This window comes from Actinomadura chibensis NBRC 106107, assembly GCF_001552135.1.
In the GTDB taxonomy this organism is placed as follows: domain Bacteria; phylum Actinomycetota; class Actinomycetes; order Streptosporangiales; family Streptosporangiaceae; genus Spirillospora; species Spirillospora chibensis.
This window is the reverse complement of the sequence record NZ_BCQP01000010.1, coordinates 346,006-358,238: the sequence shown is the minus strand read 5'-3', so window position 1 is coordinate 358,238 and position 12,233 is coordinate 346,006. Positions and strand designations below refer to the sequence as shown.

The window sequence follows — 12,233 nt, the reverse complement described above, 5'->3', positions numbered from 1 at the left end:
GTGCGTCCGATACCGGGTCTTTGCCGACTCTTCAGCCGGTCGCGGCGGTCAGCGGACGACGTCGAAGACGTTCTTCTGCAGGCCGTTGGCGTAGACCTCGTGCTCGACGAGCCGCAGTTTCTGCGCGTCCTTGTCGGTGTCGCTGAACAGCCGCTTGCCCGCGCCGAGCAGGAGGGGGAAGACCAGGAGGTGGTAGCGGTCGATGAGCCCGGCGTCGGACAGGCCGTGGTTGAGGGTGGCGCTGCCGTGGACGATGATCGGGCCGCCGTCGGTCTCCTTCAGGGCGGCGACCTCGTCCAGGGACCGCAGGATCGTCGTCTCGGACCAGTTGTCGACCAGGTCGGCGTCGGTGAGGGTGGTGGACACGACGTACTTCGGCATCGCCTTGTAGTCGGCGAACTCGGCCATGTCGGGCCAGACGGGGCTGAACGCCTCGTAGCTGACGCGTCCCATGAGCATGGCGGTGGCCTCCTGCTGCTCGCGGCCCTTGATCTCGTAGGCCTCGGGGAGGAAGTCGACGTTCTTGAACGTCCAGCCGGAGTTGCGGTAGCCGGGTTCGCCGCCGGGCGCCTCGACGACGCCGTCGAGCGAGACGAAGGCGGTGCTGATCAAGGTGCGCATCGGTGTTCTCCTCAGGTCTCGTCCTGTCGTGTCGCCGCCGTGGCCGGAGGCGTCCCGCCGGTTCCGGGGCGATGTGCCCGGTCGTGCTCGGGTTCCGGAAGAGTATGCGGCGGCACCGACAGAACACCGGCAGAACACCGGCGACCGCCCGGACGCCCTGCCCGCGGCGCCCCCGCCCGGGGCCCGGCCCGGGGTCAGGTGTCGAGGAGGTCGGCGATCGCGCGGTCGAGGCGGGCCCGGCGCCCGGCCGGGGTGCGGGCCTTCAGCAGCGGCAGGATCAGCAGGTAGCGGGCGGTCTTGTCGAGGGCGTCGAAGCGGGCGGCGGCGCCGGGGTGGGCGGCGAGGGCCTCGGCGAGGTCGGGCGGGACGGTCGCGTCGCGCTGGGCGGCGTAGGCGGCGTCCCAGCGTCCGTCGGCGCGGGCGGCGTCGATCTCGGCGAGGCCGGGCGGCCGCATCCGCCCGGCGGCGATCAGCGCCTCGGCCTTGGCGACGTTCACCGCCGACCAGGGGCTGCCCTTGCGGCGCCGCGAGTACCGCTGCAGGTAGCGGTGCTCGTCGAGGGATCTGCGCTGGCTGTCGATCCAGCCGTAGCACAGCGCGACGTCGAGGGCGTCGGCGATCGTGAGGGACGCGACGGGCGCGCCCTTCTTGGCGATCGTCAGCCAGGCCCCGGCGCCGGTGTCGTGGTGGCGGGCCAGCCACGCCTCCCATGCGGCGGCGTCGGCGAAGTGCAGCGCGCTGCCCGGGTCGTCCATGTCAGCGGACGGGGGCGGCGCCGTCGTGGGCGGCGGCGGCGCTGGTCGGGGTGCGCATGCGGGGTCTCCTGGCGGTCTGGTCGGTGCGGCGAAGTCTATGCGGGCTCGGGACGGTGTTCGTTGTCGAGGACGGTGGTGTCCAGGACGGCGATGTCGAGGGCGCGGAGCCGGTCCGGGTCGGCGATCATCTCGTAGGCGGCGACGCGGCCGTCGCGGACGGTGACGGCGAGGGCGAGCAGGAGCCGCCCGTGCGGGGCGACGACGGCGCCGGCCGCGCCGCCGACCAGGGCGGGCGCGGCGTAGCGGGCGCGGCGTCCGAACATCCGCATCTCGCGGGCGACGTCGCGGGCGCCGGTGACGGTGCGGGGGCGGCCGGGGGCGAGCGCGGCGGCGTCGGCGGTGCGGACGACGCCGGGCGCGAGGACGGCGAGGAGGGCCTCCAGGTCGCCGCCGCGGGCGGCGGCGAGGAACGCCTCGACGACGCGGCGCTGCGCGGCGAGTTCGGCGGGCGGCGCGGCGGGGGCGCCGCGGACGCGGCGGCGGGCCCGGCTGGCGAGCTTCTTGGCGGCGTCGGGGCTGCGGTCGACGACGGCGGCGATCTGGTCGAACGGGACGGCGAACACGTCGTGCAGGACGAACGCGACGCGTTCGGCGGGGCCGAGGGCGTCCAGGACGACGAGCATGGCGCGGCCGACCGAGTCGATCAGCTCGGCCTCGTGCTCGGGGTCGCCGTCCTCGGCCTGGACGGGCGAGTGCCAGCCGAGCGGGTCCTCGCGGCGGGTGGCGCGGGCGCGGAGCATGTCCAGGCACACCCGGGACACGACGGTGCGCAGCCACGCCTCCAGGCTGTCGATGCGGGCGGGGTCGGCGCGGGTGAGGCGCAGCCACGCCTCCTGGACGGCGTCGTCGGCCTCGCCGGCCGTGCCCAGCATGCGGTAGGCCACCGCGCGGAGCCGCTCGCGGTGGGCCTCGAACCGTTCGGCCAGGGCGGCGTGCTCGGACATCGGTCACCTTTCCTCGTCGGGGTCCGTCTGTTCGGTGGCATCGAATGGACGGCGCGGCAGGAGGAGGAGAAGGAGCGATGTTCCGAGACGTACGGCGTCCCGACCAGCCTAACGGCCGGGACCAGCCGCTGCTGGGCCCGGTGCGGCTCGGCGGGCTGGCGCTGCCGAACCGGGTGGTGATGGCGCCGATGACGCGGGCGCGGGCGTCGGGTCCGGGGCGGGTGCCGACGGACCTGCACGCGGCCTACTACGCGCAGCGCGCGACGGCGGGGCTGATCGTGGCGGAGGGCGCGTGGGTGAGCGAGCGGGCGGTCGGGTTCCCGCGGGTGCCGGGGATCTACGCCGAGGCGCAGGTGGAGGCGTGGCTGCGGGTCACCGGGGTGGTGCACGCGCTGGGCGGGCGGATCGTGCTGCAGTTGTGGCACGCGGGCGCCTTCTCCCATCCGGACCATCTGGGCGGGGAGCGGCCCGCGGGGCCGTCGCCGGTGGACCCGGGCGAGACGTGCCGGACCGAGGCCGGTCCGAGGCCGACGGTGACGCCGCGGGAGATGACGCCCGCCGACATCGACCGGACGGTCGCCGAGTACGCGGCGGCGGCGGTCAACGCGCGCCGCGCCGGGTTCGACGGGGTGGAGGTCGCCGCGAACGGCGCGTACCTGCTCGCGCAGTTCATGAACCCGCGGCTGAACGTGCGCCGCGACGGGTACGGCGCGGACCGGGCGCGGCTGCCGCTGGAGGTGGTGGACGCGGTGGCGGCGGCGTGGGACCCGGCCCGGACGGGGGTGCGGCTGTCCCCGTGGTGGACGGCGGCCGACGCGTGCCGCCCGGCGGAGGGCTACCCCTACACCGCCGACGAGGCGGCCCTGGCCGACTACGACGGCCTCGTCGAGGAGTTGGACGGGCGGGGGCTCGCCTACCTGCATCTGCGGGGGCGGGCGCTGCCGCGGCCGGGCGCCGTCCCCGACTTCGCGGGGTTCGCGCGGTACCGGCGGCTGTTCGGCGGGCCGCTGATCGCCAACCACGGGTTCGGCCGGGAGGCGGGCAACGCGGTCGTGGAGGCGGGGATCGCCGACGCGGTGTCGTTCGCGTCGCCGTTCATCGCCAACCCGGACCTGGTGGCGCGGTTCGCGCTGGGCGTGGAGCCCGCGTCCGACGATCCGGGGACCCGGTACGGCGGCGGCCCGCGCGGCTACGTCGACTACCCGATCTGGCCCGGCTGACCCGCCCCGGCGACCCCCGCCAGCCGCCCAGCCGTCCTGTCGCCGGACGCGGGCGGTCAGGCGTCGGCGGCGCCGGTGACGGGGACGAACTCGGGCTGGTCGAGGACGCGGAGCCAGCTCCCGTCGGGCTGGCGGCGGACGACCTGCGCGCGGGCCCCGGCGCCGTCGCGGGGCGGGGTGGAGGTGAGGGCGATGTCGCCGCTGACGAGGGTGGGCAGCGGCTCCTCGGGCTCGAAGCGGGGCCCGGCGGCCAGGACCTTCTCCCAGAGGGCCTGGATGGCGTCGCGTCCGACGGTCTGGGAGCCGGGCGGGTAGGCCAGCACCGCGTCGGGCTCGTAGAGCGCGGCGACGCCGGCGGCGTCGCCCGCGTTGGACCGTTCGACGAACAGCCGGGTGATGTCCTCGGGCCGCATGGCCTTCTCGCGCTCTGTCATGGTCGCTCCCCTGGTCGGTGTGCCTTTCCCTTCCAGGGTGCCGTCCGCCGCCCGATAAGTCCAAGACATGGGTCTTCTACGTCCCAGAAGCGGCGGTTATGGTGCGGCGGGGTCGTCGGGCGGGGCGGCGGCGTAGCCGCCGAGGCCGTGTTCGAGGAGGTCGAAGGCGCGGCGGGCGTTGGCGTAGACGCTGTCGCGCATCTCCTCCAGGGTCTCCCCCGCGATCTTGCGGCGGACGATGTGGTCGGTCAGCCCGGTGACGGCGGCGAACACCATCGCGGCGGCGATGGCGGGGGCGATGTCGTCGGGGTCGGCGCCGGTGGCCTCGGCGAGGCGCTCGGCGAGGGCGTCCTGGGCCTGGCGGACGATCTCGCGCTGGCGGGCCATGAGGGCGGGGCTGTCCTGGACGGTCCTGGCCCAGGTCTCCGAGCCCTCGTGGAACCCGGTGTGGTGGGCGCCGGCGTCCAGGCCCTCCATGAAGGAGCGGCGGAACAGGGCGGCGACGCCCTCGCCGGGGCGGCGGTCGTCGAACGCGGCGGCGGCGCGCTCGACGATCTCGGCCTGCCGGTCGAAGAACAGGTCCTCCTTGGTGCGGAAGTAGTTGAAGACGGTGTTGACCGACACGTCGGCGGCGCGGGCGACGTCGGCGATGGTGACGCTGTCGAAGCCGCGCATGATGAACAGCCCGGTGGCGATGTCGGAGATGCGGCGCCGGGTCTCGCGCTTCTTGCGCTCGCGCAGCCCGAGCTCCGGCTCGGCCCGCCTTCCCCCGCCGGGCGCGATCTCGTCTCCCATGCGGAGAATATACCTTCACTGGTGTCACTTAAAATTTGGTGTCACTGCAAATTTGTGGTTACTGTGGGCGGGCTTTCGCACCCGGCTCCTCGGAGGTGACCGTGATCGACGCGCGCGGCCTGGCCCGCACCTTCACCGGCAGGCACGGGACGGTCGAGGCCGTCCGGGGCGTGGACCTGTCGGTCGCGCCCGGCGAGATCGTCGGGTTCCTCGGCCCGAACGGCGCGGGCAAGACCACCACGCTGCGGATGCTGACCACGCTGCTGGCGCCCACCGCCGGGACGGCGACCGTCGCGGGCCGCGACCTGCGCGGCGACCCGGCCGGGGTGCGGCGCCGGATCGGGGTGGTGGCGCAGGGCGGCGGCACCGACCCGTCCGTCCCCGCCGCCGAGGAGCTGGACCTGCAGGCCCGCCTGTACGGGGTGCCGGACCGCGCCGCGCGGATCGCCGACCTGTGCGCCCGCCTCGACCTGGACGGCCTGGGCGCGCGCCCGGCGGGGTCGCTGTCGGGCGGGCAGCGCCGCAGGCTCGACATCGCCCTCGGGCTCGTGCACCGCCCGCCGCTGCTGTTCCTGGACGAGCCGACCACCGGCCTGGACCCGCACAGCCGCGGCGGCCTGTGGGAGCACATCCGCGCCATGCGCGAGCGGGACGGCACGACGGTGTTCCTGACCACCCACTACCTGGACGAGGCGGACGCCCTGTGCGACCGGCTGCTGATCATCGACCGGGGCCTGATCGTGGCCGAGGGCACGCCCGCCGAGCTGAAGCGCCGAGTCGCGGGCGACGTCGTCGTCCTGGAACTGGCCGACCCGGTCGGAGCCGCGCTGGCGGACGGGGTGGCGGACGGGGTGGGTGCGGCGCGGGCGGCGCTGTCGCGGCATCCGGCGGTGCGGGAGGCGGCGGTGGCGGGCCGGGTGGTGCGGCTGACGGTCGAGGACGGCGAGAAGGCGCTGACGGGCCTGATCCGCGCGCTGGACGGGGCGGGCGTGGAGCTGGCGTCGCTGAGCCTGTCGCGCCCGACCCTGGACGATGTGTTCCTCGCCGTCACGGGCCGCTCCCTGCGCGACCCGTCCGCCCCGTCCGCCCCGTCCTCGTCCGGTCCCGGTTCTGTCTCTTCCGTGCCGGCCGCCTGAGCGGCGTCCCGGCGTGCCTCGAAGGAGCCCCCCTGTGATGTCTCTCGCGCGGACCGCGTCCGACACGCGGCTGATCTTCCTGCGATACCTGCGGCAGACGCTGCGCAGCAAGGTCGCGATCGTGTTCGGGGCGCTGCAGCCGCTGCTGTACCTGGTGCTGTTCGGGCCGCTGCTGAAGGACCTGGCGGAGGTGCGCGGGTCCGGGGCGGGCGACGCGTGGCGGTCGTTCGTCCCGGGCGTGCTGATCCAGCTGACGCTGTTCGGCGCGGGGTTCGTGGGGTTCGGGCTGATCGGCGACCTGCGGTCGGGGGTGCTGGAGCGGCTGCGGGTCACCCCGGTGAGCCGGACGGCGCTGCTGCTCGGCCGGGTGCTGCGCGACACCGCCGTGGTGGGCGCGCAGGCGGTGCTGCTGGTGGGGGTCGGGCTGGCGCTGGGGCTGCGGGCTCCGGCGGGCGGCGTGGCGGTGGGCCTCGTGTTCGTGGTGTCGCTGGCGGTGAGCGTGGCGTCGCTGTCCTACGTCCTGGCACTGCGGACGCGCAGCGAGGACGCGTTCGCGCCGCTGCTGTCGGCGGTGACGCTTCCGCTGCTGCTGCTGTCGGGGATCCTGCTGCCGATGAGCCTGGCTCCGGGCTGGCTGGACGCCCTGTCGCGGCTGACGCCGTTCCGGTACGTGGTGGACGCGGCGCGGGCGGCGTTCCGCGGCGACTACGCGACGGCGGCGGTCGCGGAGGGCGCGCTGGTCACGGCGGTGCTGCTGGTGGTGTCGGTGGCGCTCGGCGCGCGCCGCTTCCGCGCCGAGCACGCCTGACCCGCCGCGGTCGGGGTCAGCGTCCGACCGCGGTCGTGGGCGCGGTCCCTGGGATGGGCGCGGCCGGGGCCGGGGGGACGCCGGGCGGTGCGGGGCGGGCGATGGCGGCGCGCTGGGCGATGTAGGCGCCGGTCAGCACGATCGCGCCCCCGGCGAGCTGGGCGGGGGCGAGGTGCTCGCCGAGGACGGCCCAGGCGATGAGCGCGGCGGCGACGGCCTCGGTGTAGCAGATCGCGCCGCCGACCTGCGCGGGCAGGCGCTGCAGCCCGGCGGTGCCGGTGAGGTAGGCGAGGACGGTGCTGACGAGCCCTATCCAGGCGACGAGCGTCCATCCGGGCGCGGTGTGCCCGCCGACGGCGACGTCCGCGGGCAGCACGTCCCAGGGCAGCGTCCACGGCGCGGCGATCGCGGTGAGCGCGGCGACGGCGACGGCGGACCCGGACGCGGTGAGCACGATCGGGTCGGCGCGTCCGGCGAGCCGGTCGACGATGAGGAAGTAGGCGGCCTGGCACGCGGCGGCGGCGAGCCCGGCGGCCAGGCCGAGGGGGTCCAGGCCGAGGCCCTGCCACACCTGGACGACGAGGGCGAGCCCGGCGAGCGCGACGGCGACGCCGGCGGCGGCGGTGCGGTGCACGGGGGCGCGGCGGACGATCCGCAGCCACGCCAGCACGATCACCGGTCCGCAGAACTCCAGCAGGATCGCCACGCCGACCGGCAGCCGGGACGCGGCGACGAAGTAGAACGCCTGGCAGCCCGCGATCCCGGCGATGCCGTAGCCGACGATCGGGACGAGGTCGCGGCGCAGGCCCCGGGCGAGGGCGCGGCCGCGCAGCACCGCCGCGAGCGGGACCAGGACGAGCGCGGCCGTCGCCATCCGCAGCCAGACCGCCTGCAGCGGGCTGAGCCCGCCCTCGATGAGGGCCTTGCCGAACGGCCCGGACGCGCCGAAGCATACCGAGGACAGCACCGTGAGGCCCACGCCCCAGGCGCGGGTGCGCGCCGCACCGTCCACCGCAGCTCCCGATCCTCGCCGCCGTCCCGGCAGGGCCGGGGAACCAACGGTTAATGAACGTACAGCAGGGACACTCCTTACAACAAGGGTCGGGGGTCCCGGGGGCCGACCCGCCGCGCGGGGCCCGCGGAAGCGCCCCCGGCGGGGCTCCCGACGGGGCTCCCGACGGGGTGTGCGGCGATGCCGGGCGCGCCGCACGGGCGCGGCGCCGCGGCCACTACTATCGCCGGATGAGCTGGCAGGCGGCCGGGGGCGGGCCCGGCGGAACCGGTGGCGGCCCGAGCGGGGACCTGTTCGCGTCGGTCGAGGGCAACGTGCGCGAGCTGGTCGCCTCCCCGTGGTGGCGGACGGCCCAGCCCGCCGACCGCGCCGCGCAGATCGCCGCGCGGATGCTGTGGGGCGCCGGGGAGTGGTGGCTCTACGGGGCGTGGGGCCGCTGGTACCGGTGCGGCCTGGACGGCGCGTGGCACCCGTGCCCGCCGCCCGCGACGTTCGAGGACCGCCGCGTCGCGGTGCCCGCGCCGCGCGGGGCGGGCACGCCGCCCGTCCCGCCGCAGCTGTTCCCCACCGGCCCGGACCTTTCGGCCGGGCGGGTCGCGCCGCTGGGGTTCCTCGGGCCGGTCCCCGACACGGCGGTGGTGGCGGGGATCTCCCAGGCCCTCACCACGGCGCTGGCGGTCGACCCGCAGCAGTTCGCCCAGCACGACCCGATGTTCCAGCCGGGGACGCCGTCCACGGTCGCGGCGGCGTGGGGGGCGCTGCTGTGGTGCGCGGGGTCGCCGGTGGCGCTGACCGAGCATCCGCTGATCGAGTCGTTCGTCCCGTTCCTGACGACGTCGGCCGAGCAGCTGCACTGGATGATGCCGCCCGACTTCGCGACCCTCGCCGGGTACTACGTGCACCGGCTCGGCGCGGGCGACGGCGGCGGCGCCGCGCACGTCGCCCGCGTCATGTACGAGGTCGCGGCCGGGCTGCGGGGCGACCCGCGGTTCCGTCCCGGCGCGGACGCGCTCGCGGCGATCACGGCGGCGTCGCTGCGGATGGTCAACCAGGACCTCGCGACCGTCCGGTACGGGCCGGGCGCGATCGTGCAGGAGTGGCGGCGGCGCTGCCCGGCCGAGTTCGCGACGCCGATGGTCCGCGACACCGCGCCCGGGGAGTACCTGCGCCTCGCCCTGTACGACCTGCAGGAGATCGTCGCGGAGCTGACCGGGCCGCGCCCGGCGGCGCCGGGCCGGGGCCACGACGAGGTCCGCCGCGCGGGCGTCGCGGTGCTGGCCGCCGACCTGCAGGCCGCGCCGGGCGCGCTCGCCGCCGTGCAGCAGTGGCTCGACCCCGACAGCGCCCGGACGCTCCAGGCGGTCCTGGCCGACCCGGCGAACCCTTTGCGGGTGCTGTGGCCGCGCGACGGGCGGCTGCCGGACGCGCTGCGCGGCACGCAGGCCGCGGCGCCGGGGGCGGCGCCGCCCGCCGAGGCGCTCGCGGCGCTGCTGGCCACCACCTACACGCTCGGGCTGACGTGGTGCCGGCTGGCGCAGGTGCCGCCGCCGGCGACCGGGTTCGCGGTGCCGCAGGCGGTGGCGGCGGAGCTGACGTCCCCGGCGCTGCACACGCCGCCGTCCACCGACGAGCTGTCGGCGTGGGACATCATCAAGGCCGCCCGCGCGCACCTGGCCGCCGAGCGCGCCGAGCCGGGCGCCGACCAGCCGGTCGCGCCGGTGCCCGAGCCCGCGCGGGACGCCCCGGGCCCGCCGCCCGCGGTCGCGCCCGCCCCGCCCCCGTCCGCCCCGCCCGTTCCGCCGGTCCCGCCGCCGTCGGCACCGGAGCCTTCGCCGCCGCCTTCGTCTCCGGCGCCTTCGTCTCCGGCGCCGTTCCAGGCGCCGCCGGTGCCCGAGCCGTCGCCTCCGGCGGACGACCCGGCCCCGGCGTGGCCGTCGCCGGACGCGACCACCGCCGACACCCCTCCCCCGGCTCGGCCCGTCCCGGCTGCGCCCGTCCCGCCGCCCGCGCCCGCGGAGCCGGTGTGGCCGTCGGAGCCGCAGCACACGCAGTTGGACACCGACGCGTTCAAGACCCAGCTCGACCGGGGCCCGGCGTGGCCGGGCGCGGAGGGCCCCGTCCCCCCGCCCCCCTCTCCGGGCCCGTCTCCGGGTGGGGATCGGGTGGGTGAGCGGCACGCGGATCTGCCGCCGCCTCCCGCGCCGGTGCCCGAGCCGCCCCCGCCGCTGCGGGCGGCGCCCGTCCCGGAGCAGAGCCCGCAGGTCGCCGAGGCGTACGGGATCAGGTTCCTGTGCGGCGCGGACGACATCGAGCGCGTGGTGACGGAGGTGCGGCGGCGCGGGAAGTGGGCGCGTCGGCTGCGCGGGCAGGACGTGTCGAGCGCGTCGGCTCCGGCGCTGCTGCTGATCGGGACGCCGTCCAGCGGGCAGCGGCGGCTGGCGCGGATGGTCGCCGCGGCGCTGGCGGAGGTGGAGGCCTCCAGCGGCGAGGTCCGCTCCGCGCACGCCGAGGACCTGCGCGAGCACGGCCCGGACGGGCTGCGCGCGGCGCTGGAGGAGCACGCGGGCCACGTCCTGCTGCTGGACGGCCTGGACGGCCTGATCCTGGACGAGGCGCAGGGCCCTGCGTACGCGTCCGCGCTGTACCGGACGCGGCTGGAGGGCGTGAACGACACGGCGCTGCTGGCGACGTGCGAGCCGGACCGGGTCGGGGAGCTGTCGGCGGCGTCGCCGGAGCTCGTGACCGACCTGCGGGCGGTGCGGCTGCCGGACCTGTCGGACGCGGCGGCGCGGTCGGCGCTGGTGGGGCTGCTGGCCGAGGAGCGGCGGCTGCGGCTCGGCGCGGACGCGTGGGCGGTGGTGGAGCGGGACGTGGGCACGCTGCGCCCGCGCGGCCGACTGACCGGCGCGCGCCTCGTGGAGGCCTACCTGGACCGGGCGGCGACGCGGCATCTGGGCAGCGCGGAGGCGACGCGGGCGATCGGGAGCGCGCTGTCGCTGACGGCGGCCGATTTCGAGGGCCTGGCGGCGGAGCTGTCGGGCCGCTGACCTGCGCGGGCGCCGGGAACGCCGGTCCCGTAAGGGTTTTGGGGCCTTGCGGGGACGGCGGAAATGTCGGTGGGCGCGGTCACGATGGGTGCATGGATCGCGTTGACCGGTTACTGGCGCTCGTCGCGGAGCTGCGGGCCGCGTCCCCCGAGCCCCTGGACGCGGCGGTGCTGGCGGAGCGGCTGGGGGTGAGCGGGCGGACGGTCCGCCGCGACCTGGAGCTGCTGACGCACGGGGGCCTGCCGGTGCGGGCGGAGAAGGGCCGCGGGTACGTGCTGCCCGCCGCGCCGGAGCCTGAGCCGCTGAGCGAGGTCGGGTCGCTGATGGGGCCGGTCCGCGACACGCTGCGGGAGGCGGTGCGGACGCGGCGGATCGTCCGGCTGGCCTACACCGATCAGGCGGGGACGCGGAGTTTCCGCGACGTGGAGGCGCACGGCCTCGTCACCGCCCCCTACGGGGAGTACCTGGTGGGGTGGTGCCGGATGCGGGACGGGCCGCGGATGTTCCGGCTGGACCGGATCGGCGCGGCGTTCCTGTCGGGGCGCGGCGCGGAGGTCCGCGACCTGGACGAGCTGCTGGCGGCGCTGCGGGTGCCGGTGCCGCGGCCGCGGGCGGCGCCGGGTCCGCGGGGCCCGGCGGGCGCGGACCGGGCGCGGGCGTGGACGCTGGACCGGGTGGAGTTCGTCCGGTCGCGGCTGCGGGACGCGGCGGCGGAGGTCCGGTCGGGCGGCGGCGCGGGCGCGGCGGCGCTGCGGACGGTCCTCGGGCATCTGGCGGAGTGGACGCGGTGGCAGGCGGCGGCGGTCCGCGCGGCGGCGACCGGCGAGGACCCGGTGCTCGCGGGGCGGCGGCCGCGGTTCCCGCCGGTGTTCGACCGGGACCTGCCCTACGACGCGCGGGAGCGGATGATCCAGGACGCGATGGCGCTGCGGTCGCTGGGCGACCTCGTCCGCGACCTGGAGGAGGTCCTGGCGTCGGTGGCGCACTGGGCGGCCGACTGCGACGACGCGCTGTGGGAGGAGGAGCTGCCCGACCCGCGCCCGTACGGGCCGCCGGGCCCGCCGCGCCCGCTGGCGGACCTGCTGGCGGGCTGGCGCGGCCCCCTCGCGCACGTCGAGTGGCACCTGGACCGCCTGACCGACGAGCCCCCCGAGCCCTTCACCGACGACGAAGGGGAGGTGTGGCTGATAGACCGCTGCCCCCTCCAGGCCTGACCCGGGCGCACGCCCCGCAGCCCGCGGATGTCGTGCCGTGGCGCTGTGAGAGCTGGCCCTCGCCGTCCAGCTCGCGGACGACGTCCAGGACGGCCAGTTGGCCGAGCCGTCCGGCGACGGCGACGCCCAGGGCGCGTCAGCGCAATCGCCGTGCTGCTGTTCGCCCTGCTGCTCAGTGCGGGCCTGC

The 12,233-nt window shown here is 76.9% G+C and carries 11 protein-coding genes; 5 read left to right on the top strand and 6 right to left on the bottom strand.

Annotation, left to right across the window (positions count from 1 at the left end; translation table 11 throughout):
* Window positions 1–48: 48 nt before the first annotated feature.
* The 3 genes from ACH01S_RS06275 to ACH01S_RS06265 all read right to left on the bottom strand — a co-directional run bounded on the left by ACH01S_RS06275 (window position 49) and on the right by ACH01S_RS06265 (window position 2,380).
* Window positions 49–621 (bottom strand): dihydrofolate reductase family protein, encoded by a 573-nt coding sequence (locus ACH01S_RS06275; protein WP_067886279.1) that lies wholly within the window; start codon window positions 619–621, stop codon window positions 49–51.
* A gap of 194 nt (window positions 622–815) precedes the next feature.
* Window positions 816–1,376 (bottom strand): YdeI/OmpD-associated family protein, encoded by a 561-nt coding sequence (locus tag ACH01S_RS06270; protein WP_067886277.1) that lies wholly within the window; start codon window positions 1,374–1,376, stop codon window positions 816–818.
* A 95-nt stretch (window positions 1,377–1,471) separates the two neighbouring features.
* The gene (locus ACH01S_RS06265; protein WP_067886275.1) at window positions 1,472–2,380 is read right to left on the bottom strand and encodes a sigma-70 family RNA polymerase sigma factor; all 909 of its coding nucleotides are present in this window, start codon (window positions 2,378–2,380) and stop codon (window positions 1,472–1,474) included.
* A 77-nt stretch (window positions 2,381–2,457) separates the two neighbouring features.
* Here ACH01S_RS06265 and ACH01S_RS06260 point away from each other — a divergent pair, with 77 nt between their 5' ends.
* Window positions 2,458–3,600, top strand: a complete 1,143-nt coding sequence (locus tag ACH01S_RS06260; protein WP_067886274.1) for an oxidoreductase — start codon at window positions 2,458–2,460, stop codon at window positions 3,598–3,600.
* Window positions 3,601–3,656: 56 nt separating this feature from the next.
* Here ACH01S_RS06260 and ACH01S_RS06255 read toward each other — a convergent pair whose 3' ends face one another.
* Together ACH01S_RS06255 and ACH01S_RS06250 are read right to left on the bottom strand one after the other, a co-directional pair.
* A complete protein-coding gene (locus tag ACH01S_RS06255; RefSeq protein ID WP_067886272.1) occupies window positions 3,657–4,034 on the bottom strand; it encodes a YybH family protein in 378 nt (125 codons plus the stop codon).
* A 96-nt stretch (window positions 4,035–4,130) separates the two neighbouring features.
* Window positions 4,131–4,829 carry a TetR/AcrR family transcriptional regulator gene (locus tag ACH01S_RS06250; protein ID WP_067886270.1) on the bottom strand — a complete coding sequence of 233 codons (699 nt, stop codon included), beginning with the start codon at window positions 4,827–4,829 and terminating at the stop codon, window positions 4,131–4,133.
* A gap of 101 nt (window positions 4,830–4,930) precedes the next feature.
* Here ACH01S_RS06250 and ACH01S_RS06245 point away from each other — a divergent pair, with 101 nt between their 5' ends.
* Window positions 4,931–5,965, top strand: a complete 1,035-nt coding sequence (locus tag ACH01S_RS06245; protein ID WP_067886268.1) for an ATP-binding cassette domain-containing protein — start codon at window positions 4,931–4,933, stop codon at window positions 5,963–5,965.
* 37 nt (window positions 5,966–6,002) lie between these two features.
* Complete coding sequence (locus tag ACH01S_RS06240) at window positions 6,003–6,773, top strand: ABC transporter permease (protein WP_067886577.1); 771 nt, start codon at window positions 6,003–6,005, stop codon at window positions 6,771–6,773.
* A 16-nt stretch (window positions 6,774–6,789) separates the two neighbouring features.
* On the opposite strand, the gene ACH01S_RS06235 is transcribed toward ACH01S_RS06240, so the two are convergent.
* Entirely contained in the window at window positions 6,790–7,785 is a 996-nt protein-coding gene (locus tag ACH01S_RS06235; RefSeq protein WP_067886265.1) for an EamA family transporter, read from the bottom strand.
* 230 nt (window positions 7,786–8,015) lie between these two features.
* Between ACH01S_RS06235 and ACH01S_RS06230 the strand changes: the two genes are divergently transcribed.
* Window positions 8,016–10,832, top strand: coding sequence for a hypothetical protein (locus ACH01S_RS06230; protein WP_067886264.1), 2,817 nt, complete (start codon window positions 8,016–8,018; stop codon window positions 10,830–10,832).
* A 92-nt stretch (window positions 10,833–10,924) separates the two neighbouring features.
* A complete protein-coding gene (locus tag ACH01S_RS44985) occupies window positions 10,925–12,046 on the top strand; it encodes a helix-turn-helix transcriptional regulator (protein ID WP_067886262.1) in 1,122 nt (373 codons plus the stop codon).
* Window positions 12,047–12,233 lie beyond the last annotated feature (187 nt).